19 protein-coding genes are annotated in these 19,802 nt (G+C 56.5%); 13 read left to right on the top strand and 6 right to left on the bottom strand.

Annotated elements, in window-relative coordinates; genetic code table 11:
- Positions 1–69 precede the first annotated feature (69 nt).
- Genes AC097N_RS20410 through AC097N_RS20370 form a run of 9 tightly spaced genes read left to right on the top strand, consistent with a single transcriptional unit; the run spans position 70 to position 9,955 of the window.
- Complete coding sequence (locus AC097N_RS20410; RefSeq protein ID WP_479583911.1) at positions 70–930, top strand: YCF48-related protein; 861 nt, start codon at positions 70–72, stop codon at positions 928–930.
- Between the two features lie 26 nt (positions 931–956).
- Positions 957–3,353: an efflux RND transporter permease subunit gene (locus AC097N_RS20405; protein WP_479583910.1), complete on the top strand. Its 2,397-nt coding sequence runs from the start codon at positions 957–959 to the stop codon at positions 3,351–3,353.
- A gap of 21 nt (positions 3,354–3,374) precedes the next feature.
- Complete coding sequence (locus tag AC097N_RS20400; protein WP_479583909.1) at positions 3,375–4,685, top strand: DUF1329 domain-containing protein; 1,311 nt, start codon at positions 3,375–3,377, stop codon at positions 4,683–4,685.
- A gap of 57 nt (positions 4,686–4,742) precedes the next feature.
- Positions 4,743–5,936, top strand: coding sequence for a phosphotransferase family protein (locus AC097N_RS20395; protein ID WP_479583908.1), 1,194 nt, complete (start codon positions 4,743–4,745; stop codon positions 5,934–5,936).
- A gap of 1 nt (position 5,937) precedes the next feature.
- Positions 5,938–6,492: a hypothetical protein gene (locus AC097N_RS20390; RefSeq protein WP_479583907.1), complete on the top strand. Its 555-nt coding sequence runs from the start codon at positions 5,938–5,940 to the stop codon at positions 6,490–6,492.
- Between the two features lie 35 nt (positions 6,493–6,527).
- Positions 6,528–7,478, top strand: a complete 951-nt coding sequence (locus AC097N_RS20385) for a DUF7064 domain-containing protein (protein ID WP_479583906.1) — start codon at positions 6,528–6,530, stop codon at positions 7,476–7,478.
- An 11-nt stretch (positions 7,479–7,489) separates the two neighbouring features.
- Positions 7,490–8,245: a hypothetical protein gene (locus AC097N_RS20380; RefSeq protein WP_479583905.1), complete on the top strand. Its 756-nt coding sequence runs from the start codon at positions 7,490–7,492 to the stop codon at positions 8,243–8,245.
- A gap of 12 nt (positions 8,246–8,257) precedes the next feature.
- Complete coding sequence (locus tag AC097N_RS20375) at positions 8,258–9,169, top strand: DUF7064 domain-containing protein (protein ID WP_479583904.1); 912 nt, start codon at positions 8,258–8,260, stop codon at positions 9,167–9,169.
- A complete protein-coding gene (locus AC097N_RS20370; protein ID WP_479583903.1) occupies positions 9,170–9,955 on the top strand; it encodes a tyrosine-protein phosphatase in 786 nt (261 codons plus the stop codon). It begins immediately after the preceding gene.
- An 18-nt stretch (positions 9,956–9,973) separates the two neighbouring features.
- Here AC097N_RS20370 and AC097N_RS20365 read toward each other — a convergent pair whose 3' ends face one another.
- The 3 genes from AC097N_RS20365 to AC097N_RS20355 are packed head-to-tail and all read right to left on the bottom strand — an operon-like array spanning position 9,974 to position 12,487.
- Positions 9,974–10,441, bottom strand: coding sequence for a MaoC family dehydratase (locus AC097N_RS20365; protein WP_479583902.1), 468 nt, complete (start codon positions 10,439–10,441; stop codon positions 9,974–9,976).
- Positions 10,442–10,451: 10 nt separating this feature from the next.
- On the bottom strand, positions 10,452–11,321 hold the full coding sequence (locus tag AC097N_RS20360) for an SDR family oxidoreductase (RefSeq protein ID WP_479583901.1): 870 nt from the start codon (positions 11,319–11,321) through the stop codon (positions 10,452–10,454).
- Between the two features lie 17 nt (positions 11,322–11,338).
- A complete protein-coding gene (locus AC097N_RS20355; protein ID WP_479583900.1) occupies positions 11,339–12,487 on the bottom strand; it encodes an acyl-CoA dehydrogenase family protein in 1,149 nt (382 codons plus the stop codon).
- 622 nt (positions 12,488–13,109) lie between these two features.
- Here AC097N_RS20355 and AC097N_RS20350 point away from each other — a divergent pair.
- The 3 genes from AC097N_RS20350 (at position 13,110) to AC097N_RS20340 (ending at position 16,239) form a co-directional block, all read left to right on the top strand.
- On the top strand, positions 13,110–14,243 hold the full coding sequence (locus tag AC097N_RS20350; protein ID WP_479583899.1) for a ParB/RepB/Spo0J family partition protein: 1,134 nt from the start codon (positions 13,110–13,112) through the stop codon (positions 14,241–14,243).
- A gap of 321 nt (positions 14,244–14,564) precedes the next feature.
- Positions 14,565–14,999 carry a hypothetical protein gene (locus tag AC097N_RS20345; RefSeq protein WP_479583898.1) on the top strand — a complete coding sequence of 145 codons (435 nt, stop codon included), beginning with the start codon at positions 14,565–14,567 and terminating at the stop codon, positions 14,997–14,999.
- On the top strand, positions 14,989–16,239 hold the full coding sequence (locus tag AC097N_RS20340; protein ID WP_479583897.1) for a hypothetical protein: 1,251 nt from the start codon (positions 14,989–14,991) through the stop codon (positions 16,237–16,239). Before AC097N_RS20345 ends, AC097N_RS20340 begins: the two co-directional genes overlap by 11 nt.
- A 164-nt stretch (positions 16,240–16,403) precedes the next feature.
- On the opposite strand, the gene AC097N_RS20335 is transcribed toward AC097N_RS20340, so the two are convergent.
- Genes AC097N_RS20335 through AC097N_RS20325 form a run of 3 tightly spaced genes read right to left on the bottom strand, consistent with a single transcriptional unit; the run spans position 16,404 to position 18,887 of the window.
- A complete protein-coding gene (locus AC097N_RS20335) occupies positions 16,404–17,072 on the bottom strand; it encodes a hypothetical protein (RefSeq protein ID WP_479583896.1) in 669 nt (222 codons plus the stop codon).
- Positions 17,073–17,097: 25 nt separating this feature from the next.
- A complete protein-coding gene (locus AC097N_RS20330; RefSeq protein ID WP_479583895.1) occupies positions 17,098–18,213 on the bottom strand; it encodes an AAA family ATPase in 1,116 nt (371 codons plus the stop codon).
- Between the two features lie 47 nt (positions 18,214–18,260).
- Positions 18,261–18,887 (bottom strand): hypothetical protein, encoded by a 627-nt coding sequence (locus AC097N_RS20325; RefSeq protein ID WP_479583894.1) that lies wholly within the window; start codon positions 18,885–18,887, stop codon positions 18,261–18,263.
- A 144-nt stretch (positions 18,888–19,031) separates the two neighbouring features.
- Between AC097N_RS20325 and AC097N_RS20320 the strand changes: the two genes are divergently transcribed.
- Positions 19,032–19,322, top strand: coding sequence for a helix-turn-helix domain-containing protein (locus AC097N_RS20320; RefSeq protein ID WP_479583893.1), 291 nt, complete (start codon positions 19,032–19,034; stop codon positions 19,320–19,322).
- The last annotated feature ends 480 nt before the right edge of the window (positions 19,323–19,802 follow it).

Here is a 19,802-nt window from a genome sequence, read left to right as displayed (position 1 = left end):
TTGTTGGTGGCAATGCTGGCGATCTATGGGTCTGCCGCGCTAGCCGCCGTAGACAAGCCTATTTCAGGTGTGACAATTAAAGCTGCCAAAACTACACTGCTGGACTACGCCGTTGTTGGAAAGACCTTGGTGGCTGTCGGGGAGCGCGGCGTGGTGTTGCGGTCTGAGGATAGCGGTCGTACATGGACAGGTTTCAACACGGCAAGCTCACGCACGCTCACTGCGCTGGTCTTTGCCAACGACAAGGTTGGCGTCGCAGTAGGCCATGGCGGCACCATATTGCGGACCGAGAACGGCGGCCAAAGTTGGGATGCAATCAAGGTCAAGGAAGCGGGACAAGATGCACTGCTGGGAATCAGCGTGTTGAAGAATGGCCACTTCGTGGTCTGCGGCGCCTTTGGTTTGTACCTGGTGTCCGAGGACCAGGGCAAGACATGGCGCCGTGAAACCGTCATCGCCGATGACTTCGAGCGTCACATATCCAAAGTGATTGAAACCCGGCAAGCGATGTTTCTGGTCGGAGAAACCGGTGCAATAGCCCGCTCCGCAGACGGCGGCAAGCAATGGGCGCTCTTGAAGTCGCCCTATGCCGGATCCTATTTTGGCATTCTGGAAATGGGCAGCGGTGCGCTGCTTGCCTTCGGCATGCGCGGCAATGTGTACCGCTCCAAGGACCAGGGCGAGAGTTGGGAAAAAATGCCCTTTGACTCTAAGTCGACCCTGAACGGTGGCACGGTCGCCCAGGACGGTCGCGTGGTTCTGGCAGGCAATAACGGCCTGCTTGCCGTGAGTGCCGATGAAGGCCAGACATTTAGCTACATCCATGCGCCGGAAGGCACCTCCCTGTCACAGGCCAGACTGCTGGACGGCAAAGATATCGTCTACATCGGACATATGGCTGCGGGCCGCCAGGCCTCCGCCAGTAAATAACACTCCCGTAAAGATAGCGACTCACAATGACTAAAAAACATGACGCAAAACCGTCAACAGAGACATTGATCCACGGGGAGTTTGTATCCGAGGAATTTTCCAAGGGTTTCATTGGCCGTATTGGCTATCTCATCTTCCACTGGCGCCTGCCCTTACTGATTGTGGGGATCGTGACCACCTTGGTGCTGGGCTTCTTTGCCACCCGGCTGCAGGTGACCGCCGGCTTCTCCAAGATGATTCCGCTGAACCACGAATTCATGCAGACATTTCGCGACTACCAGGGTGACTTCGGTGGTGCCAACAACGTGCTGGTGGCCATCAAAGTGAAGAAAGGTGACATCTACGACAAAGAAGTTCTTGCCGCCGTGCGCAGCATTACCGACGAGGTTTTCTACATCAAGGGTGTGGAGCGCAGTTCGCTGACCTCGCTGGTTACGCCCAACGTCCGCTACAACGAGGTGGTCGAAGAGGGATTCAAGAGCGGCAATCTGGTTCCAGGTGATTTTGTGGGTCGCCCCGACCAGATCGTGCAAGTCCGCGCCAATGTGCTGAAGTCAGACTGGGTGGGGCGCATCATTTCGACCGACATGACCGCGACCATGGTGGTGGCCACCTTGCAGGAACTGGACCCGGACACTGGCAAACGGCTAGACCTGCGGGCTGTGGGCGCACAGTTTGAGGCTATCCGAGCAAAATATGAAAATGACCGCGTCTCGGTTCACATCATTGGTTTTGCCAAATCGATCGCAGACATTGCCGATGGTGCGTCCAGCGTGCTGTATTTCTTTATCGGTGCATTCGTCATTACGGCCGCCTTGCTATTCTGGTATTCCGGCTCGGCCATGTTGACGGCTTGGACCCTAGTGGCCGCCACCATTCCCGTGATCTGGCTTATGGGCTTGCTGCCGTTGCTGGGTTTGGGGCTTGATCCCCTGTCCATTCTGGTGCCCTTCCTGATCTTCTCGATCGGCGTATCCCACGCTGTGCAGATGACCAATGCTTGGAAGCTGGAGACGCTGGCCGGTGCCGATGGCGTGACGGCTTCGCGCAACAGCTTTTTGAAGCTCTTCATTCCGGGCACCACTGCCTTGCTGGCCAATGCCCTGGGCTTTATGGTGATTGCCGTGGTGGAGATCGAAATCGTGCGCGAGCTGGCTCTGACTGCCACCATTGGCGTGTCCGTCATGATCATGACCAACAAGGTGCTGCTGCCGATTCTGCTGTCCTATATGAAGATATCGTCGGCCGCCGCCCACAAGCTGCGCGGGAAGGAAACTGCTGGCGACTGGATCTGGGAACGCCTGGGCTTTCTGGCCACCAAGCGCGGTGCGCTGTTGCCCATCGGCGTTTCGGTGCTGCTGACGGTTGGCGCACTGTATGAGACGCGCAATCTGCTGATCGGCGATACCAGCATGGGTGTGCCGGAGTTGCGCGAAGACTCTCGCTACAACCAGGACGTGAAGATGATCACCAGCCACTTTGCCATCGGCGTGGATCTCTTGCAGGTGATTGCCGAAGTCAAAGGTACCAACTCCCCGTGCCTGAACCGCGAGATGCAAAGCAAGCTGGAAAAGTTTGACTTTGAAATGCGCCAGGTCGAAGGCGTGGCAGCCGTGCGCAGCCTGGCCTCCTTCATCACTGCCGTGACACAGGACTTTGCCGAAGGCTGGGTTAAGTGGCGCATGCTGCCTGAAACGACGGAGCAGATTGCCCAAGCTGTGGGTTTCTCCACCCGCTTTGGCAACGAATACCGCAACTCCCAATGCAATGCCATGCCGATCTCGCTCTATACCACCGACCACAAAGCGACCACCATCGCCGCCGTTGTGGACCAGGTACGCCGTTTCAAGGCCGAGAATGATTCGGACACCGTCACCTTCCGCCTGGCATCGGGCAACGTGGGTGTGATGGCCGCCACCAACGAAGTGGTGGAGCGTGCCGACAAAATGGTGAACTTCACACTCTTTGCGGCCGTCTCGCTGCTGTGCCTGATAACGTTTCGCTCGCTGCGTATCACCCTGTGTATTGTCATACCGCTGGCACTGGTCACGCTGATGTGTAACGCCATCATGGCCCTGCTCGGCATTGGTGTGAAGGTCAATACACTGCCCGTGATTGCCATCAGTGTGGGTGTGGGTGTGGACTATGGCATCTACCTTTTTGAGCGCATTCGTCACGAGATGCACGAGCGCGCCATGCCGCTGCGCGAGGCCTTCGTGGAGTCGCTCAAGCAGCGCGGAACGGCTTCTCTGTTCACGGCCGTGACCATGACCGTGTCGGTGGCCACCTGGGTGTTTTCGCCGCTCAAGTTCCAGGCCGATATGGGCATCCTGCTGGCCTTTATGTTCCTGATCAATGTGTTTGCGGCCATTTTATTGCTGCCCGCCCTGGCGGCTTATCTTGTACCCGATCGCAAAGCTTGATTGAACCGGGAAGCGCCGCACGTGACTACGACATCCAAAATTTCGCAGGCTACGCGCTTCGCTCTGGGTCTTGCCTGCCATGTGTTGAGCGCGGTGGTGGCTCTGGCTGCGGCGCCTGGGCTCTCGCCCGTCGGTGCTGAAGTGGCAGGCAACGCAGCAGGCACGATCCCAGTCTGGACCGGAGGCCTCCGCACCCCACCCTCTGGCTGGCAGGCTAGTCAGGGTTATGTGGATCCGTTTGCAGGTGAACGCCCCCTGCTGACGGTAACCGGAGCCAATATGCAGGAGCAGATTGAACGTCTGTCGCCTGGCCTACAAGCCGTTCTTGCGCACAATCCCGTCTTTCGCATGCCGGTGTACGCGACCCACCGCACGGCAGGGTATGCGGACAAGAGCAAATTACGATCGTCACTTACGGGCACTGATACGCGGGCCAAGCCCGGCGCCGTTCCATTTCCCGAGCCGCGCAACGGCCTGGAGGCCATTTCCAACCACCTCTTGCGGGATCTGGGAGGGGGCGTTGAACGCAGCTTTGACAGCTTCGTTGTTCGGGGCAACGGCGACACCACCAAGATCGGCTTTCACGACCTGCGTGTGTATGACGAGAACTTTGACAAACCGATAGCGAACAGGTTGTTTTCCTATTTGGGGAATTTTCTTAGCCCTGCCGATCTGGTCGGAACCATCTACTTGGTGCAGGAGCCCAACCCGCTCAGTGCAGATGAGCGCAAAGCCTGGATTTACAACGCAGGTCAACGCCGGGTGCGGCGGGCACCTGACTTGGCTTATGACAATGTTCAGAACGGTTCGGATGGTCTGGCCATCGTAGACCAGTACGACGGCTACAACGGCAGCCCCGGTCTCTATGACTGGCAGCTAATGGGCAAGCGCGAGATGCTGGTGCCCTACAACAACTACCGCATGGGCGACAAGCGTCTGCCGTACAGCGAGGTGATCCGCAAGGGCTCGCCCAATGCCGACCTGCTGCGCTTTGAGCTGCACCGCGTCTGGGTGGTGGAGGCCAAACTTAAAGCGGGCCAGAACCATGTTTACCCACGGCGTCTATTTTATTTGGACGAAGACAGTTGGTCGGTGCTTCTGAGCGAGGCCTACGACTCACGCGGCAAGCTCTGGCGCGTGGGCCTGCACTCCCTGCTGCAGTACTACGACGCCGTGGTGCCCTGGTATCGCTTTGAGCTCTGGTTTGATCTGACGAACGACAGCTATGTGCTGACCGGTCTGGACAACGAATACAAAACACCCTGGACATTTGGCATACAGGGGCGCATGCAGGATTTTCAGCCCGATGCCTTGCGGCGCATGGGGCATTGAAGTCATCACGCCGCGGCATCTGATTCGCAACACATATATACAAGAGGAGAGCAGCTTATGTTGGTACTGGACAAAAACAAGCCATCCATTGAGTGGATTGAGCACCTACGTGGGCGCTACCCCACGGAACGGGAGATTGACCGCACGCTGACGCGGCGCTTGCAGCTCCGGTCCGGTCCGGGCTACAGCCCTTTGCCGCTGGAGGCCTTGGTGGACGGCGTGACGGCCCTGATCCGTTCGCATCACACCGGCTCCTTCGAGATTCTGGAAGCGCGCTGGCTCTCTGGTGGCGCCTCCAAATTGCAAATGGCTTTTGTCTTGTCCTGGGACCGGCCCGGCGTCGGGCCTGAGCGCACACGCATGGTGTTGCGCATGGAGCCTGCGGAATCCATTGTGGAAACCAGCCGCCTGCGCGAGTTCCAACTGATTCGCGCTGTGCAGTCGGTGGTGCCGGTGCCCCCCGTTTTTTGGTGCGACGCAGAGGGCGAATTCCTGCCTTACCCGGCGCTGGTCTACGGCTTTGCCGATGGCGTTAGCAAACCGACGTCCGGCTCCAGCGGCGTATCCGGCCTGGGCACCCAACTGCCTGAAGCCTTGCGTCGCAAGCTGGCACCCCAATTCGTGGACATGCTGGCAGACATCCATAATTTCGACTACACCAAGGCCGAGCTGTCGGCCTTTGAGGTGCCCAAGGCCGGCGTTGAATGCGCCCTTTGGAGCGTGAATGCGTGGGAGCGCATCTGGGAGGAGGACCACGATGAAGACTCCCCCATGATGCGTCTGGCCGCGGCCTGGCTGCGCCAGAATATGCCCTCTCTGGAGCAACCCACTCTGGTACATGCGGATTACCGTGTGGGCAACTTTTTGTTCAATGAAGAGAACAACCAAATTTCCGCCTGGCTGGACTGGGAACTGGGCCGCATTGGCGACCCCCACCAGGACCTGGCCTGGACCACCAGCTCCGCCTTTGGCGTTCGGGATGAAAACGGCACGGTGCTGGTATGCGGCCTGATGCCCGAGGCCGAGTTCTTTGCTGCCTATGAAAAGGCCAGCGGTCGCACCGTCAATCGCAAGACCCTGCATTGGTACAAGGTACTGAACGCATTTTCCATTGCGGTGCTGACGCTGGGTACCGGCTACCGGATTGCCCGCAACGGTAAGACCCACCAGGATATTTTGGTCACCTGGCTGATTGGCATCGGCGCGGTCCTGATGGAAGACATGCGCGTACTCATCGACAAAGGAGAATGAAATGCAAATGCGTCACGAAATTCAGATACAAAGCATCCTCAAGGCCATGGCCGATGTGGTACTGCCAGCGGTAGATCCCAAGAATCCGCTGGCACAGGAGCAGACCCGGCTGTGCATGGGCATGCTGTCGGTCATGGCTACCCAACTGTCGCGCCAGTACCGCTTTGACTGCGATGAACTGGGCCGCCTGCTCAAGCTGTCACAGAGCATGCAGGCGCTGCCATCTGCCAGCAAGTTGGCTCCCAAGGCCGTGGACAAGCTCAGCATGGGTTCGCATATTGGCAGCGATGTGCTGGCACGCGCCCGCGCCGAGCCTTCCGAGGTGCTGGATGCCGTTCGCAGCCTGCGCGTGGCCACTTCCAACTTTGTGCAGGAATCGTTTGAAAACGACCTGAGCGGCCTGGAGACGCTGGAAATCAAGCGCATGGTGTTGGACTCCAGCAAGGAGCAGCTGCTCAGGGACCGGGCCTGGGTGTTGGCCCAGGGCTGGGAAGCGGAGCCACAGGCCATCCCGCCCATTGATGAACTGCTTGCGGATGCTTTCAAAGCCGCATGAGCCTTGTCAATTTCAATTTAACCAGCGCATAAATCATGTTTGATAACAAAGTACTGGCCGACCAGCGGCTGATTCTCGACCCCGTCAACGATGGCCGCCACGTTCTGCGCAAGGTGCCCAATGCGCGCGAGTCGGTTCCCTACCTGCTGAACCTGCCAGAAGAGGGCGTGGGCCTGTTCACCTACACCTGGGTGAATGAAGCCGGCGAAGCCGGTGCCATGCTGGCCGTGTTTGGCCCCGGCGTCGGGCCCGAGCCCTTCATGCAAAAGCTGGCCGATCGCCCGGTTCCGGCGGGCATGAACTTTGATGACTGGCGCCTGGAAGGCCTGCACATGCAGCAGGACCTCCACTTCAACAAGGCCCATATCCGCTGGAATTCAGGTCCGATTGAACTGGACCTGCAGTTCGAGGCCTTCCACCCGCCCTATGCCTATGGCAGCGACGAACGGGGCTGCATGCCCTATGCGGCCGACAACCGTATCGAGCAGAGCGGCACCGCCGTGGGCACCCTCAAGATCGGGGATCGCCTTATCAAGTTCAACACCACCGGTCACCGCGACCACAGCTGGGGCACGCGAGACTGGCTGGCGGCGCAGCACTGGAAGTGGGTGCACGCCCAAGCGGGTCCTGATGTGTCGGTGCACTTCTGGGTGGTCCAGGCCATGGGCAAGACCGAGCTGCGCGGCTATGTATACAAGGACAAACGCATGTCCCTGGTGACCAACGTCGATATTCAGTTTGACTTTGTCGGCAAGCTGGATGTGGAACACTGGTCGGCAATCGTCACGGATGCGGACCAGCGGGTCACCACCATGGAGGTCAAGGTCGTTTCGCGCTTTCAACTGAATCCGGATCCTGCCTGTTGCCTGAACGAGCACGCAGGCTCGGCCGTCATTGATGGCAAGCCCGGCGTCGCCTGGATGGAAATGATGTGGCCAGAGTCCTACCGCAACCACATTGGCGCGTTTGGTCCTTACTCCTACTGAAACACAGCACCATGCAGGAAAGCATCACCATGAGCAGCAGCCAGAAGTACGTCATCTGGCGTCTTTGCGCTTGGGCAGGCCCGGTCTTTTTAGTCGGCTATGTGGCCTCTTGGGGTGTTCTGGGCTTCAACATACCGCCCTTGGGGCCCGATACCCCGCTCGCCGATCTGTACGCCCATTACGTCAACAACAGCGTGCGCCTGCGCTCCGCCTTTGTGCTGAGCGTCATGTTCATGCCCTTCTACTTTGTCTTCAGCAGTGTGATCTCACGCATCATGCAACGCATAGAGGGCAAGGACGGCCCGCTGTCGGTGGTCGAACAGATGGGCGGCGCCACCACCACCGTGGTCGGACTGGTTGCAGGCATCTGCTGGCTGGCCGCCTCGTTCCGGGTCGAAGAGCGCACGCCGGAAATTGTTCGCATGCTGCACGATTTTGGCTGGCTGTTTTTTGACACCACCTACATGGTGACCAGCCTGCAAATGCTAGCCATGGCGATTGTGTTCCTGAGCGACAAGCGCAGCCAGCCGCTGATTCCGCGCTGGCTATGCTGGTTTTCCATCTTTGTGGTGGCGTCCTTCTTTCCGCTGTCCTTGCTGCCCTTTTTCTACCAAGGCCCGTTCACATGGAGCGGTGCCTTCAACTACTGGATCAGTCTGGGTAGCTGGTTTCTGTGGGTCACGGTCCTCTGCGTTCAAGTCTTCAAAGCCATCAACCGACTAGAAGCGGAAGAGCAGGCGTCTGCAGCCCGAATTAACACAATTTGAAATGGAATACATATGAATTTTGAAAGATTCGAGTCCCATGTGGCGGGCGGCGGCGAAGCCAAGTGGAATCAGAGCTTTTACTTCAACGCCTATGACCCAGCTACCCGCACCGGCTGCCTGGTCCGTATCGGATTGCTGGAGAACGCAGCTGAGTCCAACAGCTGGCTGATCGTGTTCAAGGACGGTTTGCCGATTTTTACACGCACCAATCTGAATCTGCCCTACACCAACGAGCGTCTGGCCACGGGCATGAACATAGCGGGCATGCATGTGGAAGTGCTAGAGCCCTTGCGCCGGTCGCGCATCCGCTTTGACGAAGCGGACTTTGCCCTGGACCTGGTATGGGAGGCGCGCCAAGACATGGCCGACTGCATCGCCATGAGCAAGGGCGACAGCGGCACCTTTGCCGAAGAAATGGCCCATGTCCATCTGGAAGGTCCTTGCACCGTGAGCGGCCATCTGGTGGTGCGCGGTGCCCGGCTCGCGTTTCAGGGCACCGGCATGCGCGACGTGGCCGCCGGTGTGCGCAATTGGGACAGCTTGCAGCACTACCGTCTGGCCTGGCCAATTTTTGAGAATGGCATGGTGTTTTGCGGTGTGCGGGGTGATAACACGTCCGGGCAGAGCGCCTATATGCGCATGTTCCATGACGGCCAGAAATGGATGAAAGTGGCCGAAATTGTCGACCACAACGACTATGAAGACTATTGTCCGTTTACGGTGCGCGAGATGCGCTGGCGCTTCACCGATGAAGAGGGCAGGGCCTATGCATTCAACGCCAAGCCGCTGTTCCGCTGGCTGTTTGCCCAAGACACCTTTGTGGTCTGTGAGCAGATGATGGAGTTCCGGTTGGATGACGGCACCTTGGGCTATGGACTGAGTGAAGGTGGTTTTCGTCTGCCTTGGAAAGGTTCGGCCGCCTAAATGCAATTTGATCTGACCGGTACGCGCAACTTCCGCAGCCTCAAAGGGCTGCTCACCGTAGATGGCCGACGCATTGCTGGTCACACCATCCTGCGCTCGGACCAACTGGACCTGTTGGTCGAGCGGGACTGGGAGGTGCTGAGGTCGCTGGGCGTGAAAACTGTGTGTGATTTGCGCAGTGCCACCGAGCGCTTGCGGCACCCCAACAGCCTGCCCGCCACCGCGATACGACAAATTCCCATGGAAGTGATCAATGATGTGCGCGGTGACCCCCGTCTGACTGCTGCGTTGCGTAGCAGCCCCGACGTGCAGGGGGCCGTCAATCTGATGCTGGAGGTGTATCGGCGTCTGCCAGCCTCGATGGCGCCGCACTTGCCGCAGTTGTTCGGTCTGTTGGCATCGGATGGCGTACCGGTGCTGATCCACTGCGCTGCAGGCAAAGACCGTACAGGATTTGCTGTTGCGGTCTTGCTGCATGCACTGGGAGTAACGCACGACGGCATTCTGGCCGACTACCTGCTGTCGGCTAGGGTGGAGTGCGTGTCTAATCCGGACCGGCGTGCCATGGTTGGCGAGATCGTGGGCAGCGTCGCCGATCAGATCCATTCCGAGGCCATGATCGACGCCGTCATGGATGCGCGCCCGGTCTACTTGCAGACTGCGTTCGATACGGTTGTCGCTGACTACGGTTCCATGGACGCTTACATCATGACCTACGTCGGTCTGGATGCCGTCGCGCTGCAATGTCTGCGCGATCGCTGGCTTACCAGCGCGCAACATCCCTAGCCGCTGGCCAATCCGGCGCTACGCGCGGCAGCGGTGCATTGCCATGCCTTCCAGCGACATCACCACCTCACCATTCTGATTGATTGCCTCCTGGCGCAGCGTTAGCATGCCGCGATCCGGTTTGCTGAGTGACCGACGGGTCTCCAGCACCGTTACCCGCGCATACAGGCAGTCGCCCGGGCGCACCGGACGCAGCCAGCGCAAATGGTCCACACCCGGCGAGCCCATGGCAGACACGGGCGAGATGAAGTGGTCGCATAACATGCGCATCAGCACCCCGCCTGTCATCCAGCCGCTGGCCACCAGTCCGCCGAAGCTGGATTGTGCGGCGGACTGCGGGTCCACATGGAAGGGCTGCGGGTCGTAGCGGGAGGCGAAGTCAATGATTTCGGCTTCCGTAACCAGGTGCTCGCCGAACTCGAAAACTTCTCCTGCCGCATAGTCCTGGAACCAGCGACTCTTGAGGGATGTTGCAGGCGAAGGCATAGCGGTCACTTCAGACCTTATCGCGCAAGAGCTCGGGCACCTTGGCACGGTGGAAGGCCTCAAAAGGCTGACTGCGCTGGTGCGGCTCCAGCTTCCAGGTATTGCGCGCGTTGGGTGTGCCACCGTCCACCCGGATGCAGGAACCGGTGATATAGGCCGCAGCGGGTGACAGCAGATAGACAATGGCCGCTGCCACCTCCGACTCGCTGCCATAGCGCTGCAGCGGCACGGTGGGCGGAAACTCAAGAATTTTGGCCTTGGCTTCGGGCGTATAGGTGTCAAAGCCGCTGGAGGCAATGCCACCCGGTGCCACCGTGTTGACGCGCACATTAGACACCGCCCACTCACAGGCGGCGGACTCGCTAAGGTTCAGCATGCCGGCACGGGCCGCGCCGGAGTGCGCGATGTCGGGCCAGCCATTCCAGATGTCGGCAATGATGTTGACGATGGCCCCTCCATTGGCCTCCATCCAACGGTTGTAGGCCTCGCGCATGAAGATGAAGCCACCGGTCAGGTTGTTGCGCACCACGGCCTCAAAGCCTTTGGTCGAGATGGTCTTCAGCGCCGTGCGGTATTGGCCGCCCGCGTTGTTGACTAGCCCGTCCAGGCGGCCCCGGTCCTGCAGCACGGCGTCTATGGTCTGTATGACTGCCGCCTCGTCGCGGATGTCGCAGGTATAGGCGCTGACGCTGCCACCGTCCTCCAGAATTTCGGCCTTCACCGAATCCAGCTTTTCCGCAGTGCGGCCCACCAGCACCACATGGGCGCCCAAGGATGCCAGCTCATGGGCGGTGCAGCGGCCAATGCCACTGCCGCTGCCGGTGACGATGATGGTCTGACCGGCGAACAGGCCGGGGCGAAATATGGATTGGTAGGGCATGGGGAATCGTTCCAGTTTTAATATTGAACCGCGGCGCGGCCGATGCGGCCCCGCGCAATGATCAGCTTCATCACACCGGCGGTTCCATCGCCAATCTCCAGGCCGCTGACGTCGCGCATGCGCTGCTGGTGCGGCAGGTCTTTGGACCAGCCATAGTGGCCAAAGGTAAGCAGGCATTGGTGGATCACATCAAAGGCGTACTTGGGGCCCATCCATTTGCACATGGCAGCCTCCGATGCATGCGGCTGCCCGGCATCGCGCAGTGCCAGCGTGTGCAGGCAGAGCTGGCGAATCGCCGCAATATGTGACTCGCCCTCGGAAAGCGGAAAGCTCACGCCCTGGAATTGCCCAATCGGTCGCCCGAAGGCCTCGCGCTCCTTGGCATAGTCCCAGGCTTCGTCCAGAGACGCCTGGGCAATGCCGCAGCACTGCAGGCCAATCAAGGCACGACTGTAGTCAAAGCCCAGCATCACTTGGGTGAAGCCCTTGCCCTCGTCACCCAGACGGTGGTTGGCCGGAATGCGCACATCGTCAAAGAACACCGAGCCGCGTCCAGCAATGGCACTGCCTACATCGTCAAAGCGCGTACGTGAGATGCCGGGTTTATCGCCGGGGATGAAAAATGCGCTAACCCCTTTGGCACCTTCGTCAGGCAGACCGGTGCGGGCGAAGACCAGATAGGCGTCGGCACGGTCGGCGAAGGTGATGGAAGTTTTTTCACCGTTGATCACATAGTCATTGCCATCACGACGGGCGCGCAACTGCAGGTTGCTCGCATCCGACCCGCCGCGGGGCTCGGTCAGGCAAATGGCCACAATGGCCTCACCACGGCACATGCGTGGAACCCATTCCTGACTAACTTCGGGTGCGGCATGGCGCATCAATATCGCTGCATTCAGCGAAATACCGACGGGAACCAAACTGATGTTGAAGTCGCCGTAAGCCAACTCCTCTGCAATCAGTCCTGTTGTGACGCCGTCAACACCCAGACCGCCCATCGATTCCGGGAGATCCACACCCAAAAGACCCAACTGGCCCATTTCGGAAATAAGATCACGGTCCAAAATTCCCAATTTCTCACGCTTCTGATAATAGGGCAGCAGGCGTTCACGCGAGAAGCGACGCGCGGTTTCTATCAAAGCAGTTTGATCATCTGTCAAAACCATGAATGTATTCCCGGCTAAATTGAACAATAACTTTACGCTCGAACCATTTTAGTGCACAAGTGTACTATATGCATAAATTTATGTTTAAGTGAGTCCTTCTTCCATGCTCATTGCCTTTTCTGACGAAGGTCTGTAGTCGCATTCGCTTGTATCAACGAACATCTTTAAAGAGAAAGATAGGTTATGTTTCGCACCATACTGAAATCTAAAATTCACAGGGCTCAAGCGTGATCTCGATACACCTTGACTCACCTACGTGCACAGAATCACGCAAGTAGCCCCAAACTAGAGTTGCATGAATTGGTGTCTTGGGATCACGTGCGCTTAATTTTGTGCCAACATGGGCGCAATGAATTGGGAATAAGTTTTCTCCAATTCGTTAGCAATACATGAATTACCTTTTTGAAAGGAACGCAAGACATGTCACTTTAGCCTCAACCAAACTGTAGCTAGTTCTATAAATGAAAACGAAACAATCTGCGATTCAAATTCGCATGTTAGTGGTCGATATGCTGCAGTCCCCAACACGATAGCTGACCGTCGTGGATCCTTTGACTTTATTGTCATTGCCGGTTCGCGTCTATATCAGCAAGCCGGTTTTGACCCACTTACGGAGCAAAACATGGAATCCATTCATTACCCATCGGCCATCGACATCGAAATCCCCCTTGATGTCGAAAACACGCAGGCATCATCGGAGCCGCTTGCCCATCAAACAATCGAACAGCTGAATCAACTGGCTCAAGCGACCGACGGCAATGCAGTAAAGCCCGAATTCGCCATTCCCCAAAGCCAGAATTTGAAAATTGCGGACACGAAAATCGACAACGATACCGAACTTTCATCGAAATCGAGAGATGCCGGTAACGTTATGTATATCAAGACAACTCAAATTCGGATCGACAAAAAACTGCACCGCGTAGACGAAGAATTTTCCAGCAAGCGGTTTGAAAAGCTGAGCAATGACATCTTGAAAACCGGCGTCAACGTTGAGCCGATTACGGTCAGGCCGTTGCCAGCCGTGCGGGCTGGACTCGAACCGAAATATGAGTTGATCTCAGGCCGTCGCCGATTGCAGGCTTGTATCGATCAGGAACTGGATGTTTTGGCCATAGTCGTGAGTGCACCTCGTAGCCAAAGTTTCGAACTGGATCAGATCAAAAGTAACTTGCACCAAAAGACCTTGAGTCCGTTTGAGTCTGGAAGACTGATGCGTAATATCTTGAATATTGGTGAGTTCGACTCTTGCACAAACCTTGCAAAAGCAATCGGCGCCAGCAAATCGAAAGTCAGCCGTGAACTGAATCTGGCTGACCTTCCGCAAGCCGTAATCGACGCATTCGTTGATCCGCGCAAACTGCGTGTACTCGACGGACCAGACTTGGCAAAGGCTCTGCAGAAAGACAGCGCCGCAGTTCTGGCTGAGGCGCTGTCTATTACGGAAAACGTGAAAAGACCCGATGAACGCGAAGTCGTTAAGAGGCTGCTTGCCGCAGCAGGAATGAGCTCCAGTGTTGCACGGTGCAACAACGCTCAAGACTTGATCGTCAGAGACCAAGTCGTTGGGAATTGGAGCGCCAAGAAGGATGATGACATTGAAGTGCGATTCACCTTTCCTTTGTCTCCCGATCAACAGACGCGTTTGATGAAAAGAATTCAGAAAATTCTGGACCCCTATGTTGAATTCCAGGCGACCTCGAATATCAATGACCTGGTCGAAAGCGGCGATACCGAAGACGGATCGCCAACGATGTGATCTGGCATTGCTTTTGTGTCGAGAGACCTGCCATTGGGTAGGTCTCTCAAAGCGATGCGATTGCATATTTTTAACGGCATCGCTCTGTGCAAAACGCTTTCGAGAATGCGCAGTAGTCAGCAGCCCTTCATATGAATCCTTGAGGAACGTCACCGTGAAAAGGCGTTGATGTGCGATCGAATTCCACGGCCTCGCAAATGGGAATAAGCCGCTTCGTGCAGATGCTCGAAATCGAATTGGCGATTTCGCATTGAAACGCAATCGTTGCCGCCGCGTGCGACCAAGCCAGCTTACCGTATACCTAATTTTTAGATGATCAGTATGAAAAACTCAACAAGCTACACATCCACTTTATCTGTCAAAGTGACACCGGATTTCGAAGCCCAGGTGCGCGAAGCTGCAGCACAGCGCAAAGTGGAAATTTCGGTGGTGCTTCGGGAAAGGCTCGGTCTTCAGACCCTACCTGTAGGGGGAATTGTGTCCCGCCCGCGGCCAACTGCCAAGCTGGTAAACAACAAAGTTAAGCGCAGAAGTCGACGACCCATCTCTTTGGCGGCAACGGGAGGATCCGACCCTGTGGTTGTGCGCTTGCTTGTGTCAGTTGCAAACGGGTTGAATCAAGTTGCAGAAGCCATCGCGGTCAATGGCGCAGCCGTACCTGCTGCCGATGTGGCTAACTGGCTCGTTGTATTGCAGTCCCTAGACGCCCGTTTGGAACGTTTAATTGAGCATGAGGAAAGAAAAAATGCATATTAAATTTCTTCCTCATGGGGCTGGTGATCCGCACCGCGCTATTGAGTACCTTCTTGCCACTCATGACTACAAAGGAAAGCTCAGGCCCGTAGTGCGCGTCTTGAGAGGAGATCCTTTTCAGGTAGCTGAAGTCGCCAACACACTACCATTCGTCCACCGGTACACATCGTGTGTCATCGCCTGGGCGCAGGAAGATGATCCCACGCCCATGGAAGTAGATGCCGTTTTGGACGATTTCGAGCGCATTGTCTTCGCCGGATTGAGTCCGGACAGGGTCTCACGCACGGTGATTTTGCACGACGGTCACGTCCATAGCATTATTGCCAGGGTGGATTTGTTGACTGGAAAAAGTTTCAACGTGGCGCCCCCGGGATGGAAGGGCGCGTTCTATCCACTGCGGGATTATTGGAATGGCACCAAAGGCTGGGCCTGGCCACAGGATATGCAACGCGCTCGCTTCCTTTCAATGCCACCACCACGGCCCAGTCCACAAAGTGCTAAACAAGTCGAGAAGCACATCGCACTGGGATTTGCATTGTCCGACATCGAAACGGCCTTGAATGTAGAGCCGGAAACAGAATTCTTGATCGCAGACTGGTTGATCGATCGCATTCACGTCGGAAAAATACACAATCGCGCAGACGTTTTGGCAGCACTGAATTCCGAAGGAACAGTGCTTCAGGTTAATCTAGACTCATTGCGCTATTTGATTCATGGAGGCCAAAGTCCGATTGAGCTTGTTGGACGGCTATTTGCTCGAAACTTCAACGTACGCGAAGTGCTTGACCGCGCAGGTATTCAAGAAAAATTACAGGAAGGCCGCTCCGAGCCTGATCCGAAGTTCGCCGAGGCTGCTTTCCAAAAAATGCAGGAAGTCGTTGCAGGCAGGACCGCCTACAACCAGGAGATCTTCAACCCCCTGTTAAAACTGAAGCGACCCATGAAATCCAAAGCAATTGCTACACTGGTTCAAAAGCAAGTGCAACGTGGAGCGCTTGCAAAAATGCCGAGTGAATTGAACTCCATCATGGGGCCCGCTCGGCGCGCACTTGCAATCGCACGCAGAGCCATTGAACGATGTGTCGAAATGTACAAAACGACTTTGCACAGGGCTGCGGAGACACTCGGGGCAGAATCAGTCGAAGGTCAACTCGCGATGGAGCGCGCCATCGAGGCCCACAGAGCGATTAAAAAACTGGAATTGAAGCCGACGGGTTCGGGAACCGTCCAGCACAAGCGTTAATGCCGGTATTCCTTTGGGCTCCGGCTATAGGCCTTCCGTATCGGTCCATCTGGATTCAAAATTGGGGAAGGGCGATCTGCAACTGCACACGCGCGCCGAAGATCGCTGGTTTGGCATCGAGGTTCCGAAGTTGGCATGAAGTCCATGCATAGTGAACTCGTTGATCAAGCCCGACCAGGCAGATCCAGGAACCGCTTAATTTCTTTGATTTGGTTTGTCTTTGAGAGCACATCTGTCGGCGTGACGTACTCAATATGATGCTCGCGGGTCACCAAGTGAAGCCTCTTGACCTTGAAGGCTGGGACCAATTGCTGGATGCTCCAAGGCAGACTCTCGAATTCCGTGACGGGTGCCTCTCGATACACTCGACTTTTGTGACCATCCCCAAGCCAGAGTTCGACGTTTTCTTTGAGGTCGGTAAGCACGTGGCATCCAGCGCACAGTGTTTGTTCGCTGCTCGGGCGATACGCAGCACCATAGCTACGACCACACAGCTCGCAGGTGCACTCAGTCCGAGCGGCCAGCTTGTTGATGATGCCCCGCACCACCTTATCAGTCACGGCGTGGAACACTTGGATTCTCAACGACCCACGCCCCAAAGCTGGCTCAGAGAATTCAATGCCATCACGCTTCGGGCAATCCACTGCCTTCAGCATCCGAATCGCGTCGTTGAATACGGCGTGCCAGCCCAAAGGTAGGTCGCGCCGCTGTGCTTCCAGCAGTTTGATCTGTTCTGCGAATTTGGATTTCGCTTGGCCAGCGAATTGCAGATCGTCGATGTCCATATCGTTGTCATCGACCCAAAAGTTGTCTTTCAAGTTGGCGTGTCCCATGTTCAATCTCCTGGTTGGGGTTGTTTCAAATGAAGCCGATGTGGCGTACTACCTGATCTTGTGCAACTGCTTTGGTCTTGACGTCGCTCGCCTGCAGTTGATTTCGCGACTGCTCTGCTGCCGCTGCACAGGCGTCAAACAGGCGCCGGCGAACTTCGCGTGGCGTCAGTCCGCTGAGTGCGTCGATCACTTCGCTATCCAGTTCCTCACAGAAGGTCTGCCCCCAGGGTTCGGACTGTCTGATGTTCCGGTAGATGCTGCGAACAATGGCCCGCAGCTGATTTGCGTCGGGCGCCTGGATGTGAAAGACCTCAAAGCGTGACAACAGTGGTTTGTCAATTTCTTCCAGGTAGTTGCACGTTGCAACGTGACAAATCCAGGATGCATCCAGTGGTACCAGTGTGCAGTTGTCCACAAATCGTTTGGAAGAGACTGGCTCCAATAGCCCCAGCAGAAATTCACTTCCGCCATATTTGCCTGTGCGGCTGACTTTGTCGATTTCGTCGAGGAGCCACAACACACTGAGTTTTTCTTGAACCAGTGACTCCCAAATCCGACCCGGGTGTGCGTTTCCGTAGCCAGCATCCAGACCTATCAAGGTGAAGCTTGCAGCAGCCGAAGACAGATCGATCTTTTCAAACCGAATGTTGAACAGGGCTGCAAGCGACTGGACGTAAGCGGTTTTGCCGACACCCGCGGGACCACTTAGCAGGATGGGCGGAAGTGCCAATTCTTTTGCTGGTGCCAAGCGACATAAGCGCAAGCGCTGCTGAATGAGCTTTGTCACCGGTGTGAAGTTCGGGTAGTTCGCATTCAGTCCGTCCAGCACTTCCGGTGGCGGCGCCTTGGCAACATCACGCCAGGGTCCTGCTTCTTCGAGCTTTTCAAGCGCACGGAAGAGGGCTTTCTGGCTGTCGCCCGTGAGTTCTCGCAGCCAGCTTTTCTTTTCCTCGAGCTCATGCACATCGAAGAGCTTGCGTTGCCCGGGCAAGGGTACGTGCCTGGGCGTCACATGTTCGTCTGCAGCGTAGGCTGCAATCCGGCGGTGCAGATGGTGTGCGGCGCGCAGCTCATCTGCACGGCGGCGGCAGGCGCGATGGCCTTTGGGCAGGCTGACGGGCTCTGGGATCTTGTCGAACATGGTGTCCTCTTTTTCCTGGGTGCGTTTTCTAGTATTTTTGTCGGTGCTTATTTCAAACAGCGGAGCGCGTCGTAGCACCGTTCCCTGGCGCGCCAGATGTCGGTAGGCACGCCTTTGGGGCCAAAGTGCCTGGTGGGTTGACCCACGCGGTAATACTCAAAAAGCACATCGGCTTCGGCGCCTTTGCGCACCAGGAAAGGTCGCAATTTCTGCAGCAACCTGTAGGCATGGATGCCGTCATAGGCTAAGTGGAAAATCGGCCGTGTGTAAGTAGCGCGGTGCGGCAATTGGCCGAGCACGCAGTTTTCTGACACCCGGTCGCGGAAGGTCAGCAAGGTCTGCAGACAGTTTTGGGGCAGGTGCACGCGAGCCCGGTAGTTGATCCGGTTGCCACAAGTGCGGCGCACACGGGCCAGGGTAACGCAGCCTTCGCCGTCGAGGAACCCTGCGCACCAAGCGTAGCCGACTTGGCGCTGTGTCTCAAGCTGTAATGCCGTTGAAAGGCCGGGTTGCAGAGCGCTTGCTTGTTCGAATGGTCCGCAGTGGGCATCGGCTAACTTGTTCCAGATGCGGCTTTGCAGCGCGGTCTGAATCTGTTCAGACGAAGAATCGTATTCCAAGAATACGTTTGTTGCAGTGCCTGCTTGCAGGGATGGTGTGTTGTTTGCGTTCATCGAAATCTCCTTGGTTGCTCGATGAATGAAGTGTAATAGCGATTAATGTCGCTGTATTGCGATATGTTTAATGGAGTAATTTGTGTTGTTATAAAACGACATTGCTGGTTTTAAGGCTACAAGTAACATGGCGAGATGATTAGATTGCGCATCAAAGAATTGCTGGCTGAAGCGAGTTTTCAAAAGGGCGAACGCGTTCGTCTAGATGACGTTGCGAATGTGACCGGGATACACCGTGCAACTCTTTCGACGATGAGCAATCCACGCGGGTGCAATACGAGCACGGATAACTTGGACCGGCTGTGTCACTATTTCGGATGCCGTATCGAAGACATTGCAGAGTACGTGCCGTCCGAGCCACCGGCGCCGCGCACCCGCACAAAAAAGAAACCTGCCGATTCAAATGCGGGCACAAAGAATGAAAAACTGTCCTGATGTGACTTAGGACTTTACGTAAAGTCTTGCGCTATTTAAGTTGCTGAGTCAGAGGTGATGCCCGATGGTGCGGAGCCGCAATGGGCCAGTTGCTGACGCTCACGAATGGCAGCTAACTGGATGTCTAAATTTCCTCAGTGAAATTGCTCTAAACCTGACAGGAACCAACGGCTCCATCGTGCCCGTAACGGTCGGCCACGGTTTGAAGAAGCAGTCACTCAAACTGGTGGATGGAAATCAATAAGCAGACACTCGCAGTCCCAGGGTAATTTCCACCGATTGTGCGGCTCTTGAGCAGCGGTTGCGGTCCTTCACTTTTCCAAACTCGACGCCCGAAAGCGACCCCACAACGTTCGACGTAAGGTAAGCACGCGGTGAACTCGCCTTGAACTGACTTCTCACATATCGCAAGATCGTGTGCACGTAACCAATCGTGCACACCATGCTCAAAGAATTAAACATTGCGACCTATTCGACTCA

The organism is Rhodoferax sp. LS1R11 (assembly GCF_056521395.1).
The sequence above is the reverse complement of the archived record's forward strand: the minus strand, read 5'-3'. Positions and strand labels throughout refer to the sequence as shown.